Source organism: Mycobacterium sp. 663a-19, assembly GCF_035616495.1.
Lineage (GTDB): Bacteria > Actinomycetota > Actinomycetes > Mycobacteriales > Mycobacteriaceae > Mycobacterium.
This window is the reverse complement of the sequence record NZ_JAPJAV010000003.1, coordinates 158,914-176,638: the sequence shown is the minus strand read 5'-3', so window position 1 is coordinate 176,638 and position 17,725 is coordinate 158,914. Positions and strand designations below refer to the sequence as shown.

Sequence of the window (17,725 nt, the reverse complement as noted above, 5' to 3'; positions counted from 1 at the left end):
CGGGGTGCTGCGTCGCGGAATGCCTATCGTCGAAAACTCCCTGCTGTGCGGAACGTTCTCGCTGGGGAAGCGCCTCTGCCGCCCCAACAACTACCCGATACCCACCCTAGTGTCCGGCCACACACATGGGCGAAAAGCGGTGTCTGACCTCGCCGTGCGCGAGGTGGAATCCTCAGTAAGGTAGAGACGCGTGAAAGCCCTCCGCCGGTTTACCGTCCGTGCCCACCTACCCGAACGTCTCGCCGCGCTGGACCAGCTGTCGAACAATCTGCGTTGGTCGTGGGACAAGCCGACCCAGGAGCTTTTCGCCACCATCGATCCGACGCTGTGGGACCGCTGCGGTTGCGATCCGGTCGCGCTGCTGGGCGCGGTCACACCGGCACGCCTGGACGAGCTGGCGATCGACGAGGAGTTCCTGGGCCGGCTCGACGCGCTCGCGGCCGACCTGAACGACTACCTCAGCCGTCCCCTGTGGTACCAGCAACAGCAGCAGGCCGGCGCGGAAAACGGGCGAGCGATGCCGGCCGCCATCGCTTACTTCTCGATGGAGTTCGGCGTCGCCGAGGTGCTGCCCAACTACTCGGGCGGCCTGGGCATCCTCGCCGGCGACCACCTGAAGTCGGCCTCGGATCTCGGCGTGCCGCTGATCGCGGTCGGCCTCTACTACCGCTCCGGCTACTTCCGGCAGTCGCTGACCGCGGACGGCTGGCAGCACGAGACGTACCCGTCGCTGGACCCGCAGGGGCTGCCGCTGCGACTGCTGACCGATGCCACCGGCGATCCCGTGCTGGTCGAGCTGAGCCTGCCCGACTCCGCGCAGCTGCGGGCCCGGGTGTGGGTCGCCCAGGTGGGCCGGGTTCCGCTGCTGTTGCTGGATTCCGACGTCCCCGAGAACGAGCACGAGCTGCGCAGCGTCACCGACCGGCTCTACGGCGGCGACCAGGAGCACCGGATGCGCCAGGAGATCCTGGCCGGCATCGGCGGGGTGCGGGCGATCCGCGCGTTCACCGCCATCGAGGGGCTGCCCGCGCCCGAGGTGTTTCATATGAACGAGGGCCACGCCGGGTTCCTCGGGGCCGAACGCATCCGCGAGCTGATCACCGATTCGCGGCTGGATTTCGACACCGCGCTGGCGGTCGTGCGGTCCAGCACGGTGTTCACCACGCACACCCCGGTGGCCGCCGGCATCGACCGCTTCCCGGTCGAGATGGTGCGGCTCTACTTCGACGACCACCTCGACGACGATCCCGACGAAAAGCCCGACGAGAATGCCGGCGCCGCGGCGCCCATGTTGCTGCCCGGCGTGCCGACCGCCCGGATACTCGCGCTGGGCGCCGAGGACGATCCGGAGAAGTTCAACATGGCCCACATGGGCCTGCGGCTGGCCCAACGCGCCAACGGTGTGTCGTTGCTGCACGGTCGGGTGAGCCGGGCGATGTTCAACGAGCTGTGGCCCGGGTTCGACCCCGGCGAGGTGCCGATCGGGTCGATCACCAACGGCGTTCACGCCCGCACCTGGGCGGCGCCGCAGTGGCTGCAGCTGGGCCGCGAGCTGGTCGGGCCGGACGACGCGGCGTTCAGGGAACCCGGTGTGTGGCTGCGAGTTCAGCAGGTCGACGCGGGTCGCCTGTGGGGGATCCGTTCGCAACTGCGCTCGCTGCTCGTCGACGACGTTCGCAAGCGGCTGCGCCGGTCGTGGCTGGAGCGCGGCTCCTCGGATGCCGAATTGGGTTGGATCAGTTCGGCTTTCGATCCCGACGTGCTCACGGTCGGGTTCGCCCGCCGGGTGCCGACTTACAAGCGGCTGACGCTGATGCTGAGCGACCCGGATCGGCTGGAAAAGCTGCTGCTGAACGAGAAGCGGCCGATCCAGCTGATCGTCGCGGGCAAGTCGCATCCCGCCGACGACGGAGGCAAGGCGCTGATCCAGCAGGTGGTGCGGTTCGCCGACCGGCCCGAGGTGCGCCACCGCATCGCGTTTTTGCCCGACTACGACATGTCGATGGCCCGGCTGTTGTACTGGGGCTGCGACGTCTGGCTGAACAACCCGTTGCGGCCCCTGGAGGCCTGCGGCACCTCGGGGATGAAGAGCGCGCTCAACGGCGGGCTGAACCTGTCCATCCGGGACGGCTGGTGGGACGAATGGTACGACGGCGAAAATGGTTGGGAGATACCGTCTGCCGATGGCGTGGCCGACGAGGCCCGGCGCGACGACCTGGAGTCCAGTGCGCTCTACAAGCTGCTGGAACAAACGGTGGCACCGAAGTTCTACGAACGCGACGAGCATGGGGTGCCGCCCCGATGGATCGAAATGGTGCGCCACACCCTGCAGACGCTGGGCCCCAAGGTGCTGGCGTCCCGGATGGTGCGCGACTACGTCGAGAACTACTACGTGCCGGCGGCGCAGTCGTTGCGCCGGACGAGTGCACCCGCCGAGGGCGAGGCGAGCGGCGCCGAGTTCGGTGCCGCTCGCGAGCTGGCCGCCTACCGCAGCCGCGTCGAGGAAGCCTGGCCCAGGATCGACATCACCGACGTCGACAGCACCGGCCTGCCGGACACCCCGGTGCTGGGCTCGAAGCTGACCCTGACCGCGACCGTGCAACTGGCCGGACTGGCGCCCGACGAGGTCACGGTCCAGGCGCTGGTGGGCAGGGTCGACGCCAGCGACGCGCTGCTGGACCCGGTGACCGTCGACATGTCGTACACCGGCACCGCCGAGGGCGGCAACCAGGTCTTCTCGACCACGCTGCCGCTGCCACTGGCCGGAGCGGTCGGATACACGGTGCGCGTGCTGCCCCACCACCCGCTGCTCGCCGCCTCCAACGAGCTCGGCCTGGTCACCCTGGCTGGTTAGCCGGCTGGGCGTCGCGGAGCCGCTGCAGCGCCGCGCGGACCTGCGCCGCGTCGGTCGTCGGCCAAAACGGCGGCAGCGACGCGCGCAGGTAACCGCCGTAGCGGGCGGTGGCCATCCGCGAGTCGAGCACCGCGACCACCCCGCGGTCGTTGACCCGGCGCAACAGCCGCCCCGACCCCTGTGCCAGCAGCAGCGCCGCGTGGCTGGCGGCGACGGCCATGAAGCCGTTGCCGCCGCGCGCGGCCACCGCGCGCTGGCGGGCGCCCAGCAGCGGGTCGTCGGGCCGCGGGAACGGGATGCGGTCGATCAGCACCAGCGACAGCGACGGCCCCGGCACGTCGACGCCCTGCCACAGCGACAGGGTGCCGAACAGCGAGGTCTCCGGATCGGCGCTGAACTGCTCGACCAGCGCGGAGGTGCTGTCATCGCCCTGGCACAACACCGGCGTCGACAACCGTTCGCGCATCGCCTCGGCGGCGGCCCGGGCGGCCCGCATCGACGAGAACAACCCCAGCGTGCGCCCGCCCGCGGCGCCGATCAGCTCGGCGATCTCGGTCAGCTGCTCGGCCGAACCGGTGCCGTCGCGGCCCGGCGGTGGCAGGTGGGCCGCGACGTAGAGGATGCCGGCCTTGGCGTGCTGGAACGGCGATCCGACGTCGAGCCCGCGCCAGGGCGGGTACTCCCCGGGGCCCGGCCCGGTCAGCCCCCACGCGGTGGCCATCGCGTCGAAGGACCCGCCGACCGTCAGGGTCGCCGACGTCAGCACGGTCGTCGAGCGCGCGAAGACGTCGTCGCGCAGCAACGCGGCGACCGACAGCGGCGCCACCCGCAGCACCGAACGCGGCGAGCCCCGGTTGTCCTCGTGCTCGAGCCAGACGACGTCGGTGCGGTCGGGGATCGCGGGGCCGAACGACGCCAGGATCCGCGAGGAGGTGTCGGAGATCTCGCTCAGCGCCGCGACCGCCTCGGCCCGCGCCGCCGCCGCCTTGGCGTCGCTGGTGGTGTCGATCGCCGAGCGTGCCGCATTGGCGCCGTCACGCAGCGCGGCCAGATACGTCGCCATCTCGTCGTCGAGGCGGTCGACGCGGCCCGGTGTTGCTTCGTGGATCGCGGCCGCGAAGTTGGCCGACGCGGCCTCCAGCCGCTGGATCAGCTCCGGCTCCACCAGGCGGGCGATCCGCCGGGACGCGACACCCAGCGCGGCGGGCGTCAGCTCCGCGGTGGCCACCGACGTCACCCGGTCCACCAGCTCGTGCGCCTCGTCGACCACCAGCAGCGCGTGTTCGGGCAGCACCGCCGATTCCGACACGGCATCGATGGCCAGCAACGCGTGGTTGGTGACGACGACGTCGGCCCGGCCGGCGACCGCCCTGGCCCGTTCGGAGAAGCACTCCGTGCCGAACGGGCAGCGGGCCACGCCGAGGCATTCCCGCGCGGAAACGCTGACCTGGGACCAGGAACGTTCCGGCACGCCGGGCTTGAGGTCGTCGCGGTCACCGGAGTCTGTCTCCGACGCCCACGCGGTGAGCCGCTGCACGTCACGCCCCAGCGCGGTCACCGCCATCGCGTCGAACAGCTCGTCCTGCGGCCGCTCGCCCTCCGAATCGGCGTCGGCCCCACCATTGTGAATCTTGTTGAGGCACAAGTAGTTCCGTCGTCCCTTGAGCAGCGCGAACGTCGGCCGGCGGGGCAGCGAGTCCGCGAGCGAATCGGCCAGCCGGGGCAGGTCGCGATCCACGAGTTGACGCTGCAGGGCGATGGTCGCCGTCGACACCACGACCGGCGCCTCGTCGCCGACCGCGCGGACGATCGCGGGAACCAGGTAGGCCAGCGACTTGCCGGTGCCGGTGCCGGCCTGGACCACGAGGTGCTCACCGGTTTCGAAGGCCCGCGCGACCGCGGCGGCCATCTCCTGCTGGCCGCTGCGCTCGCTGCCGCCGAGCGCGGCCACGGCGGTGGCAAGCAGCTCGGGCACGGATACCTCTGACACCTCTGACACTTCTGGCACGGTATAGCTCAGGCGCGGATGTGCACCGTCGAAATCGCCGGGTCGCCGTGCGCCAATTTCAGTCCCTCCCACGGCAGGCTGCGCAACCCGGACGCGACCAGGTCCCGGGCGGCGGTCAGCGCGCCTCGACCCGTCTCGGCCACCACCTCCCCGTCGCGCACCAGCGGGACGGTCAGCACCCGGAAGGGATCGGTGGTGGGCGGCGGGCGGCCCGCCGGATACACGACCTCCTCGGTGATGGTGCCGGTCGGGCGCGACAAGCGGAGCGCCTCCTTGCGGCCGCCCTCGGATTCCTTGTGGGTGCTGCGCTTGCGCACCGGCATGCCGTCCACTTCGACCAGCTTGTAGACCATGTTCGCGGTGGGCGCGCCCGAGCCGGTGACCAGCGAGGTGCCGACGCCGTAGCTGTCCACCGGCTCGGCGCGCAACGCGGCGATGGAGAACTCGTCGAGGTCGCCGGAGACCACTATGCGGGTCTGGGTCGCGCCCAGCCGGTCGAGCTGCTCGCGCACCTGGCGGGCCAGCACGCCCAGTTCGCCGGAGTCGATGCGCACCGCACCGAGCGTCGGCCCGGCCGCGGTCACGGCGTTGGCCACCCCGGTCGTCACGTCGTAGGTGTCCACCAGCAGCGTGGTGTGTACGCCCAGCGCCTCCACCTGGCACCGGAATGCGCCCAGCTCGTCGGGCCCGTCCTCGCCGGTGTGCACCATGGTGAACGCGTGGGCGGCGGTGCCCTCCGTGGGTATCCCGTAGAGCCGCTCGGCCTCCAGGTTGGACGTCGCGGCGAACCCGGCGATGTAGGCAGCGCGGGCCGCGGCGACCGCGGCGCGTTCGTGGGTTCGTCGCGATCCCATCTCGATCAGCGGCCGCTCTTCGGCGGCGCTGACCATTCGCGCCGCCGCGGACGCGATCGCGGTGTCGTGGTTGAAGATCGACAACGCCAGCGTTTCGAGCACCACGCATTCGGCGAAGCTGCCGGTCACCGACAGCACCGGGGAACCGGCGAAATACAGCTCGCCCTCGGCGTATCCGTCGATCTCGCCGCCGAACCGGAAATCGCGGAGGTAGCGCAGCGTGTCGTCGTCGAGGAACTGCGCCAGCAGCCGGCATGCGTCGTCGTCAAACCTGAACTGCGGCAACGTTTCCAGCAGCCGGCCGGTCCCGGCGACCACGCCATACCGGCGACCCGCGGGGAGGCGGCGGGCGAACAGCTCGAACGTGGTCCGGCGATGGGCGGTGCCGTCGCGCAGCGCCGCCGCCAGCATGGTCAGCTCGTATTTGTCCGTCAGCAGCCCAGCCAAGACCGGGTCGTTCATCAGCTTTGCGGCGTGGGAACCCTCGGCTTTAGCCGGGGGAGGAAACGCCGCCCTCCTCCTTTCGTCAGGTTGTCGGTGGGTCGGGCTTATGTTGTTGCAGTGTGCAGGTTTCGGTTGCTTCCCAGCGTCGAGCAGGCGGCAGCATTGGCTGAGCATTGTCGCCATGCCCGATTTGTGTGGAATCTTGCCGTGGAGCAGCTGCAGCACTGGCAAGCGGGCCGCCGGGCGCCTGGTTACAACGAGCAGTGTGCTCAGCTGACGGCGGCCCGCGCCGAATATGACTGGTTGGCAGCGGGGTCGCAGACCGTTCAGCAGCAGGCATTGCGCGACTTCGCCCAAGCGATGCGCAACTTTTTCACCGGCACCCACCGGCCCCCGACGTGGCGTAAGGCGGGCAAGCATGAAGGATTTCGCCAGGTTGGGCTCAAACTGCGCCATATCAAGAGGGTCAGCCGCCGCTCTGGGCAGGTTTGGATCCCCAAGGTCGGTTGGGTGCGGTTCCGCTGGACCCGCGCCATCGCCGCCACTGTGAAGTCGTACCGAGTCACGCTGGATCGCTCGGGGCGGTGGCACATCGCTTTTGCTGCCGTCCCCGAACCTGTTCCAGGCCCCGGGGACGGCAGCGTTGTTGGTGTGGATCGCGGCGTGGCGGAATCGGTGGCGCTGTCCAGTGGGGCGCTGCTGTGTGTTCCTGGGTTGCGTGCTGGTGAATCTGAGCGGTTGCGCCGATTGCAGCAACGCCTGGCCCGGGCCCAACGCGGATCTAGACGGCGAGCCCGCACAAAGCTGGCCATTGCCAGGGTGCGCGCCCGCGAAACCGATCGCCGCCGCGACTGGGTGGAGAAAACCACCACCGATGTGGCGCGACGCTTCGACACCGTCCGTGTCGAGGACTTGAATGTGCGTGCCATGACCCGCTCGGCGCGCGGCACTCGTGGGTGCCCGGGCACCAACGTCGCGCAGAAACGGGGCCTCAACCGCCACATCAGCCGCCAAGGGTGGGGACTGCTGATAGCCCGCCTGAAGCACAAGGCCCTGGGACGGCTCGAATTCGTCCCAGCAGCGTACACGTCGCAACGATGCTCTCACTGTGGGCATGTCGCGCCGGAAAACCGCAAGAGCCAAGCGGTTTTTCAGTGCGTCGCCTGCGGTGCGGGCCCGTGCAATGCCGACGTGAATGCCGCACGAAACATCGCCGCCGGACGGGCGGTGACAGCACGGGGAGACCTCGGCACTAGCCGGTCGGCGAACCGTGAACCTCAACTCTGTTCTCCTGCTGCCTAGGTGCCACGGGGTTGGAATCCACCGGCTTAAACCGGTGGAGGACGTCAATCCGTAACGGTAACGGCTGGCGGGCGGCGGCACGGGACCTATCTCTCGGTATCGTGGAGAACATGGTTGTTGCGTCAGCACCCACCAAACCGGGCACCACCGGACAACGCGAATCCGCTCCGGCACACGTCACGGCCAGTCCCTGGGTCACCATCGTGTGGGACGACCCGGTCAACCTGATGACCTACGTGACGTATGTGTTTCAGAAGCTGTTCGGCTACAGCGAACCGCACGCCACCAAGCTGATGCTGCAGGTGCACAACGAGGGCAAGGCGGTGGTGTCCGCGGGCAGCCGGGAGTCCATGGAAGTCGACGTGTCCAAGCTGCACGCCGCCGGTTTGTGGGCGACGATGCAGCAGGACCGGTGAGATTCGAGGGCACCCGGGATTCCGCGTGCGCAAATGGAAGCGCGTCGAGACCGCGAACGGTCCCCGTTTTCGGTCCGCCTTGGATCCGCATGAGGCGGAACTGCTCAAGAACCTCGTCAGCGCGATGATCGGCCTGCTCGACGAGCGCGAATCGTCCTCGCCGCCAGACGAACTCGAGGAGATCACCGGTATCAAGACCGGGAACTCCGAACCGCCGCGCGAGTCGACGCTGCGTCGGCTGCTGCCGGATTTCTACAGATCCGACGAGGACGACGACCCGCTGGGCGATGCTTCGCAAAGCCTCAACGCCGCGCTGCGCAGCCTGCACGAGCCGGAGATCATCAACGCCAAACGTGTTGCCGCACAGGAGTTGTTGGACACGTTGCCGGACGACGGTGGCCGGTTCGAACTGACCGAGGACAGCGCCAACGCGTGGGTCGCGGCGGTCAACGACATTCGGCTGACGCTGGGGGTGCTGCTCGAAATCGGGCCCGAGGGACCGGATCGCCTGCCGGCCGATCATCCGCTGGCCGCGCATTACGACGTCTACCAGTGGCTGACCGTCCTGCAGGAGTATCTGGTCCTGGTGCTGATGGGGGCCCGGGGATCTTGATGGCGGCCGGATGACTCACATCACTGATATAGGGGGGATCACCGACGTCGGGGGTATCCGCGTCGGCCACTACCAGAAACTGGATCCCGACGCGTCCCTGGGCGCCGGGTGGGCCTGCGGGGTGAGCGTCGTGCTGACCCCGCCGGGGACCGTCGGCGCGGTCGATTGCCGCGGCGGTGCGCCCGGCACCCGCGAGACCGAGCTGCTGGATCCGTCCAACACCGTGCGATTCGTCGACGCGGTGCTGCTGGCCGGCGGCAGCGCCTACGGCCTGGCCGCCGCCGACGGTGTCATGCGCTGGCTGGAGGAGCACGAGCGGGGCGTGGCGATGGACGGCGGCGTGGTGCCGATCGTGCCGGCCGCGGTGATCTTCGACCTGCCGGTGGGCGGCTGGGACTGCCGGCCGACCGCCGAGTTCGGCTATCGGGCGGCCGGCGCCGCGAGCGGCGAAGACGTGCCCGTCGGGACCGTCGGCGCCGGGGTGGGGGCGCGCGCCGGCGTGCTCAAGGGCGGCATTGGGACCGCCTCGACGACGCTGCCGTCGGGCGTGACCGTCGGCGCGCTGGTCGCGGCGAACTGCGCCGGCGACGTCGTCGACCGGGCCACCGGCCTGCCCTGGATGGCCGCGCTGATCGATGAGTTCGGGCTGCGGCCACCGCCGGCCGAGCAGGTCGAGGCGTTCGCCCGGCTGCCGTCGGCTTTGAGCCCGCTGAACACCACGATCGCGGTGGTCGCCACCGACGCCGCGCTGAGCCCGGCCGGGTGCCGGCGCGTCGCGATCGCCGCCCACGACGGCCTGGCCCGCACCATCCGGCCGGCGCACACGCCGCTGGACGGCGACGCCGTGTTCGCGCTGGCCACCGGGGCCGTCGAGGTGACGCCGGCGGTCGCTTCGAAACCACCGCCCGCCGCGTTCTCCCCGGAGACGGCGCTGGTCGCCGAGGTGGGCGCGGCCGCGGCCGACTGCCTGGCCCGCGCGGTGCTGGCCGGTGTCCTGGCCGCCGAGCCGGTGGCCGGAATACCCACCTACCGCGGCATGTTGCCCGGAGCGTTCGGCCCCTGAAATGTCGACGAGAGGGAACGGCTGACGTGCTGGTGATCCGTGCCGACCTGGTGCAGGCCATGGTCGCCCACGCCCGCCGCGACCACCCCGACGAGGCGTGTGGGGTGCTGGCCGGCCCCGACGGCTCCGACCGTCCCGAGCGGCACATCCCGATGGTCAACGCCGAGCGCTCGCCGACGTTCTATCGCTTCGACGCCCAGGAGCAGCTCAAGGTGTGGCGGGAGATGGACGACGCCGACGAGGTCCCGGTCGTCATCTACCACTCGCACACCGCGACCGAGGCCTACCCGAGCCGCACCGACGTCAACCTGGCCGCCGAGCCGGACGCGCACTACGTGCTGGTGTCCACCCGCGACCCGGAGCGACACGAGCTGCGCAGCTACCGCATCGTCGACGGCGCCGTCACCGAGGAACCTGTCGATATCGTCGAGCAGTACTGAACCCGTCCTAGAAAGGCCCGCATGAGCATCACCGTGTCCATCCCGACCATCCTGCGGCCGCACACCGGCGGCGAGAAGCGCGTCTCGGCGAGCGGCGACACGCTGGGCGCCGTCATCGACGACCTGGAGGCCAACTACGCCGGCATCTCCGAGCGCCTGATCGACCCGTCCACCCCGGGCAAGCTGCACCGCTTCGTGAACATCTACGTCAACGACGAGGACGTGCGATTCTCCGGCGGCCTGGACACCGCGATCGCCGACGGCGACTCGGTGACGATCCTGCCCGCGGTGGCGGGTGGCTGAGCGGGGCGCATGACGCGTTACGACTCGCTGCTACAGGCCCTGGGCAACACCCCGCTGGTCGGGCTGCCGCGGCTGTCGCCGCGCTGGGTTGACGGGCCGGACGGGCCGCACGTGCGGCTGTGGGCCAAGCTCGAGGACCGCAACCCGACCGGGTCCATCAAGGACCGGCCGGCGCTGCGGATGATCGAGCAGGCCGAGGAGGACGGGCTGCTGGCGCCGGGCGCGACGATCCTCGAGCCCACCAGCGGGAACACCGGCATCTCGCTGGCGATGGCGGCCCGGTTGAAGGGCTACCGGCTGGTCTGCGTGATGCCGGAGAACACGTCCGTCGAGCGGCGTCAGCTGCTGGAGCTCTACGGCGCGCGGATCATCTTCTCGCCGCCCGAGGGCGGGTCGAACACCGCGGTGGCGACCGCCAAGGAGCTGGCCGAGGCCAACCCGTCGTGGGTGATGCTGTATCAGTACGGCAACCCGGCCAACACCGACTCGCACTACCGCGGCACCGGGCCCGAGCTGCTGGCCGACCTACCCGAGATCACCCACTTTGTCGCCGGCCTGGGCACCACGGGCACCCTGATGGGCACCGGGCGATTCCTTCGCGAGCACGTTCCCGGCGTCAAGATCGTGGCCGCCGAACCCCGCTACGGCGAGGGCGTCTACGCGCTGCGCAACATCGACGAGGGATTCGTGCCCGAGCTGTACGACCCCGAGGTGTTGACCACCCGCTACTCTGTGGGCTCCGCCGACGCGGTGCGGCGCACCCGAGAACTGATCGATGCCGAGGGGATCTTTGCGGGCATCTCGACGGGCGCGGTGCTGCACGCGGCGCTGGGCATCGGCGCGAAGGCCCTCAAGGCCGGCGAGCGCGCCGACATCGCGTTCGTGGTCGCGGACGCGGGTTGGAAGTACCTGTCCACCGGCGCCTATGCCGGTAGCCTGGACGATGCCGAGAACGCTCTGGAAGGGCAGCTATGGGCATGACCGGGCCGGTCGGACGGCAGAAATCACCGGCGCCACGGAACAAGAAGCGACCCGACTGGATGGTCGGCGCGGCCACGATCGTCACGTTCGTGGCTCTGCTGTATCTCATCGAGCTGATCGATCAGCTGATGCACCACTCGCTGGACCGCAACGGCATCCGGCCGCTGGAGGCCGACGGGCTGTGGGGGATCATCTGGGCGCCCTTCCTGCACGGAAACTGGACGCACCTGTTCGCCAACACCGTCCCCGCGTTGGTGCTCGGGTTCCTGATGACGCTGGCCGGCATGTCCCGGTTCGTGTGGGCCACCGCGATCGTCTGGATCGTCGGCGGCTTCGGCACCTGGCTCATCGGGAACTGGGGCGGCTGCCGCTTCGAGTCCGACCACATCGGGGCCTCCGGCCTGATCTTCGGCTGGCTGACGTTCCTGCTGGTGTTCGGCATATTCGTGCGCAAATTCTGGGACATCGTCACCGGCCTGGTGGTGCTGTTCGCGTACGGCGGCATCCTGGTCAGCGCGGTGCCGGTGCTCGACAAATGCGGCGGCGTGTCCTGGCAGGGGCATTTGTGCGGTGCCCTGGCGGGAGTCCTGGCGGCGTACCTCTTGTCCGGCCCCGAGCGCAAGGCCCGCGCGTCGAGGAAAGCCGGTTCGCGGCGCCGCGCGACATGAGCTCCCCGCTGGCGCCCGTCGGGGTCTTCGACTCCGGCGTCGGGGGCCTGACCGTCGCGCGGGCCATCATCGACCAGCTGCCCGACGAGGACATCATCTACGTCGGCGACACCGCCAACGGTCCCTACGGTCCGCTCGGCATCTCCGAGGTTCGCGCGCACGCGCTGGCCATCGGTGACGACCTCGTGGCTCGCGGCGTCAAGGCACTGGTGATCGCGTGCAACACGGCGTCGGCGGCATGCCTGCGAGACGCGCGCGAGCGCTACGACGTGCCCGTCGTCGAGGTGATCCTGCCCGCCGTGCGCCGCGCGGTCGCCACCACCCGCAACGGGCGGATCGGGGTGATCGGAACGCGGGCGACCATCGCCTCGCACGCCTACCAGGACGCGTTCGCCGCCGCCCGCGACACCGAGATCACCGCGGTGGCCTGCCCGCGGTTCGTCGACTTCGTCGAGCGCGGCGTCACGAGCGGGCGTCAGGTGCTCGGGCTGGCCGAGGGTTACCTGGAGCCGCTGCAGCGCGCCCGGGTCGACACCCTGGTGCTGGGATGCACGCACTACCCGCTGCTGTCCGGGCTGATTCAGCTGGCGATGGGCGAGAACGTGACGCTGGTTTCCAGCGCCGAGGAAACCGCGAAGGAAGTGCTTCGGGTGCTCACCGAGGCCGAGCTGTTGCGGCCGCACGACGCGCCGCCGGCCACCCGGGTGTTCGAGGCGACCGGCGACCCGGAGGCGTTCACCAGGCTCGCGGCGCGATTCCTGGGTCCCGCGATGACCGGCGTGCAACCCGTTCGCCAGGTGCGGATCGACTAGCGTGCCGACGAGATTCTGGTCACATGAATGCGGCCATGTTTTCTCCACGGGGGTATCGGGCATGGCACAGTAGTGTCCGTGCGAATAACCGTGCTCGGCTGCTCGGGCAGCGTGGTCGGTCCGGATTCGCCTGCATCGGGTTATCTGCTTCGGGCTCCGGATACCCCGCCGTTGGTCCTCGACTTCGGCGGGGGCGTGCTCGGCGCGCTGCAGCGCTACATGGACCCCGGCTCGGTGCACGTGCTGCTGTCGCATCTGCACGCCGACCACTGTCTGGACATGCCGGGCCTGTTCGTATGGCGCCGCTACCACCCGCTGCGCCCGCTCGGCAAAGCCTTGTTGTACGGCCCGAGCGACACGTGGTCACGGTTGGGGGCCGCGTCGTCGCCCTACGGCGGCGAGATCGACGACTGCTCCGACATCTTCGACGTTCGTCACTGGGTCGACGGTGAGCCGGTCGCGTTCGGCGCGCTGACGGTGATGCCGCGGGTGGTGGCCCACCCGACCGAGTCCTATGGCTTGCGGGTCACCGATCCCAGCGGCGCGTCGTTCGTCTACAGCGGTGACACCGGCAGCTGCGATCAGCTGGTCGAGCTGGCTCGCGACGCCGACGTTTTCCTGTGCGAGGCCTCCTGGACGCACGCGCCGGATCGCCCGCCCGCCCTGCACCTTTCGGGCACCGAGGCCGGCCGGGCCGCGGCGCAGGCCGGCGTTCGCGAGCTGCTGCTGACACACATCCCGCCGTGGACTTCGCGCGAGGACGTGATCACCGAGGCCAAGGCCGAGTTCGACGGCCCGGTGCACGCGGTGGTGTGCGGCGAGACGTTCGATGTCCGCCGCTCCGAGAGGGTCTGAGCCTGCCGGTTCGAGGTTTGGCTAGGGTTGCTGGGTGTCCAAACGAGAAGACGGTCGCCTCGACGACGAGCTTCGCCCCGTGGTCATCACCCGCGGGTTCACCGAACATCCGGCGGGTTCGGTACTGATCGAATTCGGCCACACCAAGGTGATGTGCACCGCCAGCGTCACCGAGGGCGTGCCGCGCTGGCGCAAGGGCTCGGGCCTGGGGTGGCTCACCGCCGAGTACGCGATGCTGCCGTCGGCCACCCACACCCGCTCCGACCGCGAGGCGGTGAAGGGCCGCCTGTCCGGGCGGACGCAGGAGATCAGCCGGCTGGTCGGCCGGTCGCTGCGGGCGTGCATCGACCTGGCGGCGTTGGGGGAGAACACAATTGCCGTCGACTGCGATGTGTTGCAGGCCGACGGCGGCACCCGCACCGCCGCCATCACGGGCGCCTACGTGGCGCTGGCCGACGCGGTGACCTACCTGTCCGCGGCGGGCAAGCTCTCGGATCCCCGGCCGTTGTCGTGCGCCATCGCGGCGGTTTCCGTCGGCGTGGTCGACGGCAGGATTCGGGTGGACCTGCCCTACGAGGAAGATGCGCGCGCCGAAGTCGACATGAACGTCGTGGCCACCGACACCGGGACCCTGGTGGAGGTTCAGGGGACCGGTGAGGGCGCGACCTTCCCGCGTTCGACGCTGGACAAGCTGCTCGACATGGCGCTGGGCGCCTGCGACACGTTGTTCGCCGCGCAGCGTGAGGCGTTGAAGCGGCCGTACCCCGGCGTGTTGCCGGAAGGACCCCCGCCGCCGAAGGCGTTCGGAAGCTGACCCGGCTGCTGGTCGCCAGCCGCAACCCCAAGAAGCTGGCCGAGCTGCGCCGCGTGCTGGACGGCGCCGGGCTGTCGGGGTTGACGCTGCTGTCGCTGAATGACGTGGCACCGTTCGCCGAGGCGCCCGAAACCGGTGCGACGTTTGAGGACAACGCCTTGGCCAAGGCGCGGGACGCGTTCACCGCGACCGGTGTGGCGAGTGTGGCCGACGACTCCGGTTTAGAGGTGGCCGCGCTGAACGGGATGCCCGGCGTGCTGTCGGCGCGCTGGTCGGGTCGGCACGGTGACGACGCCGGCAACACAGCGCTGCTGCTGGCGCAGTTGTGCGACGTGCCCGACGCACGGCGCGGCGCGGCGTTCGTGTCGGCCTGCGCGCTGGTGTCGGCGTCCGGGGAGGTCGTCGTCCGCGGCGAGTGGCCGGGCACGATCGCGCGGGAGCCGCGCGGCGACGGCGGGTTTGGCTACGACCCGGTCTTCATTCCCGCCGGAAGCGACCGCACCGCAGCGCAACTCAGCCCGGCGGAGAAGGATGCGGTATCGCATCGCGGCCGCGCGCTTGCGCTGTTGGTGCCGCCGCTGCGGACGCTGACTTGAGCGTCGGCCTTCCCTTTCGCCGAGCGTGGGCCGTAGGTACGGCAACTGCCTCAGATTCGTGCATAGGCCACACGCTCGGTGAGCACAGGTGGTGGCCCCTAAAGCCCGAAGCGCGCCTTGACGTCCTTGGTTTGGAAGTGCTCGACAATGATGCCCAGCAACGGGATGGTGCCGGACAACAGCACGCCGATGGTCTTGGCGATCGGCCAGCGGACCTTGACCGCCAGATTGAACGCCGCCAGCACGTAGACGAAATACACCCAGCCGTGCACCACCTCGATCCACCGAATCTCGTGGTGGAAGGCCAGATGCGAGACGATCTCGTAGCACAGCGCGATCAGCCAGATACCCGTCGTCCACGCCATGACCCGATATCCGAGCAGCGCTGTGCGGATCTTCTCGACGGGAAAGGCGGGCGCGGGCGTCTCGGGTGTGCTCATGCGGTTGTCCTGTTCTGCTTCTCGGCATCTTCCTTGGCGAGCTCGGCCAGGTAGGCGTTGTACTCCCGCAGCGCGGGATCGTCGGTCGGCGGTGGCGCCGGCTTAGGCCGTTCGGGGAGCAGCCCGGTGGGTAGCTCGGTCATTTCGCTGCTGTTGTGCGGCTCCGGCGGCTCTTCCTCGTAGCGAACGAACTTGCGGTAGGCGTAGACGCAGAACCAGGCGAACAGTGGCCACTGCAGCGCGTAGCCCAGGTTCTGGAACGTGCCCGAGGCCGACTGAAACCTCGTCCACTGCCACCAGCCCAGGGCCAGGCAGCCACAGGCCGCGACGATCACCAGGATGATCAGCGCTGGTCTGCGACGACGGGTAGTGGACACCATTTGACCGTACCGCTCACAACTTCGGCCGGGCCACGGAGCGCCGAGCGGTACGATCGGCACCGCCGCGGGCGTGATGAAATTGGCAAACATGCCGGCTTTAGGTGCCGGTGCTCGTAAGAGCTTGAGGGTTCGAGTCCCTCCGCCCGCACCTCCGCCCGCACTGTCTGCTGAGTCGGGTCATGGGTTACAGCAGAGTCGCTTCATTGGTTACACATCACCCCGGACGTCGGCCGGCCTGTTCTGTTAGTCGCCTGTGGTGCTGGTGGTCAGGGTATGTACCGGCTGTGTGACGTGCCTCCTCCTTGAGGAAGCAGTACATCCGGTAAGAGTTCTCTCCGTTTTGCAATCCGTTGCGAAACGCCGCGATCAACCGATCGACCAAGAAGGCTGGAAGAACAGGAAACGTCTCCCTCAAACGTACATTTTTCTCCAGCCCGCGATCAACCTGCTCACTGATGTCTCTTTCTGACATGAGCCGCATGGGGGCGTCGCCCAACTCCTTCTCCCACTTGGCGATCTGGCCTTGGCGACTGCGGACATCGGTGTACAGAAAATGGCCTCCCGGGCGCAGCACGCGGGCCACTTCGGTGAGGAAACGGGGCAACGACGGGTAGAAGGACGAGGCTTCGACGTTGATTACCGCGTCGAAGGATTGATCGGCGAAGGGTAGGTTCTCTGCGCTGCCGTACACGAAATCCAGGCCGGGCAGGTTGTACCTTTCTCGGCAGAAGTCGACGCCGGCGCGATTTAAGTCCAGCCCGGTGTACGAGGCCGGGCCCAGGGTGCGCAGCAGGTAGGAGGCTCCGCCGCCGTGCCCGCAACTGACTTCCAGCACCCGTTTGCCGGTGAGATCGACTTGGGTCGCCGTGCGGTGATAGAGCTGAATTGCGTATCGGTCGGGCTCGTCGGATTCCGTCAACGGCAGGGCCATCGGCGGATCCTCCTCGTAGCCCCAGCAGAGGAACAGCAGATGATCACCGCCGTGGCGGGTGGCGAGGCGATACCAGTACTCCGCAGTGAATTTTTGGGCAACGCGGCTGATGAGGCTCATCAGTAGAGCATGTCGGAATGCGCAATGCGGCTATGCATTGGGGTCCAATCGTGGCGCTCGTCCCGTCAGCACACGTCGAGGATGGCCGTTCTACCGCCCGCCCGGACGTTGAGCCTCTCGGCGGTCTGGGCGAAGGTCGGTTGGCCGGTCATAGTTCTCCTGCGGTGCGACACACCGGGGACACGATCCATGCCGAGTTGCAGTTTTCCGGGGCGGCACAGGTATGCCTTTCCCGAGACGGATCCACCTTCGTCGCGGTGCTCGAGGTAGTTGAACAGGGTTCGAGTCCCTCCGCCCGCACTCCACGTTTTGCTGGCCATCCTGCGGGTAAACGCCAAGCACCGAAGTGAAGGAAGGCGCCATGGTCACCGCGCAGGACCCAGACGAAGAAGCCGTCACCGCAGAGGATGTCGCCCTCGCAGAACGCAGGGCCGCAGAGGCGCGGGAGCGCGCCGCGCACGCGGACTCTCGGCCGCCCGCAGCTTTGAGGAGTCGGCACGCTGTCACGAGCACGTGGCGCAGGTGCAAGACGAAACCGTCCAACAAGGCGTATCCCAAACTGACGTACACCGCAGGTCGGCCACCCGCCACCGCCAAGCGGCAGCCGAGGACCGTGATCTGGCCGAGCGAAAGCGCAAAGAGTTCGAATCCGACCTATCTCCCGGCGCCAACCCGTAGCGATCCCGGCCGCGCGCCGGCAATCGCAGGGGGGCGATTTGCCGCGAAAAGCGATCGCGCTTGCGGCCCCGGCGTGCCATCCCACCCAAGTTGACCTTTGGTAAGGCAACCCTTAGTTTGTGGGTAACTTGAGGTCGCGGCGGAGTCCATTGC

The 17,725-nt window shown here is 69.1% G+C and carries 18 protein-coding genes, 1 tRNA gene and 1 pseudogene; 15 read left to right on the top strand and 5 right to left on the bottom strand.

Translation table 11 applies throughout. From position 1 onward, the window contains the following. Positions 1 to 190 precede the first annotated feature (190 nt). Positions 191 to 2,854 (top strand): alpha-glucan family phosphorylase, encoded by a 2,664-nt coding sequence (glgP, locus tag OQ968_RS07475; protein ID WP_324676236.1) that lies wholly within the window; start codon positions 191 to 193, stop codon positions 2,852 to 2,854. Here glgP and OQ968_RS07470 read toward each other — a convergent pair. Further along, complete coding sequence (locus tag OQ968_RS07470; protein ID WP_324676234.1) at positions 2,838 to 4,853, bottom strand: ATP-dependent DNA helicase; 2,016 nt, start codon at positions 4,851 to 4,853, stop codon at positions 2,838 to 2,840. The genes glgP and OQ968_RS07470 overlap by 17 nt on opposite strands. A 17-nt stretch (positions 4,854 to 4,870) precedes the next feature. Further along, positions 4,871 to 6,178 carry a nicotinate phosphoribosyltransferase gene (locus OQ968_RS07465; RefSeq protein ID WP_324676232.1) on the bottom strand — a complete coding sequence of 436 codons (1,308 nt, stop codon included), beginning with the start codon at positions 6,176 to 6,178 and terminating at the stop codon, positions 4,871 to 4,873. 75 nt (positions 6,179 to 6,253) lie between these two features. Here OQ968_RS07465 and OQ968_RS07460 point away from each other — a divergent pair, with 75 nt between their 5' ends. The 12 genes from OQ968_RS07460 (at position 6,254) to rdgB (ending at position 15,023) form a co-directional block, all read left to right on the top strand. Further along, positions 6,254 to 7,462: a transposase gene (locus OQ968_RS07460; protein ID WP_324676668.1), complete on the top strand. Its 1,209-nt coding sequence runs from the start codon at positions 6,254 to 6,256 to the stop codon at positions 7,460 to 7,462. 110 nt (positions 7,463 to 7,572) lie between these two features. After that, entirely contained in the window at positions 7,573 to 7,878 is a 306-nt protein-coding gene (clpS, locus tag OQ968_RS07455) for an ATP-dependent Clp protease adapter ClpS (RefSeq protein WP_076060322.1), read from the top strand. A gap of 25 nt (positions 7,879 to 7,903) precedes the next feature. Further along, a complete protein-coding gene (locus tag OQ968_RS07450) occupies positions 7,904 to 8,491 on the top strand; it encodes a DUF2017 domain-containing protein (protein ID WP_324676229.1) in 588 nt (195 codons plus the stop codon). Between the two features lie 28 nt (positions 8,492 to 8,519). After that, positions 8,520 to 9,554 (top strand): P1 family peptidase, encoded by a 1,035-nt coding sequence (locus OQ968_RS07445; protein WP_324676666.1) that lies wholly within the window; start codon positions 8,520 to 8,522, stop codon positions 9,552 to 9,554. 26 nt (positions 9,555 to 9,580) lie between these two features. Continuing rightward, a complete protein-coding gene (locus OQ968_RS07440; RefSeq protein ID WP_324676227.1) occupies positions 9,581 to 9,994 on the top strand; it encodes a M67 family metallopeptidase in 414 nt (137 codons plus the stop codon). A 21-nt stretch (positions 9,995 to 10,015) separates the two neighbouring features. Then, entirely contained in the window at positions 10,016 to 10,297 is a 282-nt protein-coding gene (locus OQ968_RS07435) for a MoaD/ThiS family protein (RefSeq protein WP_324676225.1), read from the top strand. A 9-nt stretch (positions 10,298 to 10,306) separates the two neighbouring features. Continuing rightward, complete coding sequence (locus OQ968_RS07430) at positions 10,307 to 11,278, top strand: cysteine synthase (RefSeq protein WP_324676223.1); 972 nt, start codon at positions 10,307 to 10,309, stop codon at positions 11,276 to 11,278. After that, the gene (locus OQ968_RS07425; RefSeq protein ID WP_324676221.1) at positions 11,269 to 11,946 is read left to right on the top strand and encodes a rhomboid family intramembrane serine protease; all 678 of its coding nucleotides are present in this window, start codon (positions 11,269 to 11,271) and stop codon (positions 11,944 to 11,946) included. Before OQ968_RS07430 ends, OQ968_RS07425 begins: the two co-directional genes overlap by 10 nt. After that, positions 11,943 to 12,758 carry a glutamate racemase gene (gene murI, locus OQ968_RS07420; protein WP_324676220.1) on the top strand — a complete coding sequence of 272 codons (816 nt, stop codon included), beginning with the start codon at positions 11,943 to 11,945 and terminating at the stop codon, positions 12,756 to 12,758. The genes OQ968_RS07425 and murI overlap by 4 nt, the downstream gene beginning before the upstream one ends. Before the next feature lie 72 nt (positions 12,759 to 12,830). After that, on the top strand, positions 12,831 to 13,613 hold the full coding sequence (locus OQ968_RS07415) for a cyclic nucleotide-degrading phosphodiesterase (RefSeq protein WP_324676218.1): 783 nt from the start codon (positions 12,831 to 12,833) through the stop codon (positions 13,611 to 13,613). Positions 13,614 to 13,647: 34 nt separating this feature from the next. Next, positions 13,648 to 14,427, top strand: coding sequence for a ribonuclease PH (gene rph / locus OQ968_RS07410; protein WP_324676216.1), 780 nt, complete (start codon positions 13,648 to 13,650; stop codon positions 14,425 to 14,427). Continuing rightward, the gene (rdgB, locus tag OQ968_RS07405) at positions 14,424 to 15,023 is read left to right on the top strand and encodes an RdgB/HAM1 family non-canonical purine NTP pyrophosphatase (RefSeq protein ID WP_324676664.1); all 600 of its coding nucleotides are present in this window, start codon (positions 14,424 to 14,426) and stop codon (positions 15,021 to 15,023) included. The genes rph and rdgB overlap by 4 nt, the downstream gene beginning before the upstream one ends. Positions 15,024 to 15,121: 98 nt before the next feature. Here the strand turns inward: rdgB and OQ968_RS07400 are convergent, their stop codons facing one another. Together OQ968_RS07400 and OQ968_RS07395 are read right to left on the bottom strand one after the other, a co-directional pair. Next, a complete protein-coding gene (locus OQ968_RS07400; RefSeq protein ID WP_324676215.1) occupies positions 15,122 to 15,463 on the bottom strand; it encodes a DUF3817 domain-containing protein in 342 nt (113 codons plus the stop codon). Beyond that, on the bottom strand, positions 15,460 to 15,840 hold the full coding sequence (locus OQ968_RS07395; RefSeq protein ID WP_324676213.1) for a hypothetical protein: 381 nt from the start codon (positions 15,838 to 15,840) through the stop codon (positions 15,460 to 15,462). The genes OQ968_RS07400 and OQ968_RS07395 overlap by 4 nt, the downstream gene beginning before the upstream one ends. A 67-nt stretch (positions 15,841 to 15,907) precedes the next feature. On the opposite strand from OQ968_RS07395, the gene OQ968_RS07390 reads away from it, so the two are divergent. Further along, positions 15,908 to 15,991, top strand: a tRNA-Leu gene (locus tag OQ968_RS07390). A gap of 66 nt (positions 15,992 to 16,057) precedes the next feature. On the opposite strand, the gene OQ968_RS07385 is transcribed toward OQ968_RS07390, so the two are convergent. Further along, a complete protein-coding gene (locus OQ968_RS07385) occupies positions 16,058 to 16,894 on the bottom strand; it encodes a phthiotriol/phenolphthiotriol dimycocerosates methyltransferase (RefSeq protein ID WP_324676211.1) in 837 nt (278 codons plus the stop codon). 361 nt (positions 16,895 to 17,255) lie between these two features. Between OQ968_RS07385 and OQ968_RS07380 the strand changes: the two are divergent. Continuing rightward, a pseudogene (locus OQ968_RS07380) lies at positions 17,256 to 17,572 on the top strand (hypothetical protein). The last annotated feature ends 153 nt before the right edge of the window (positions 17,573 to 17,725 follow it).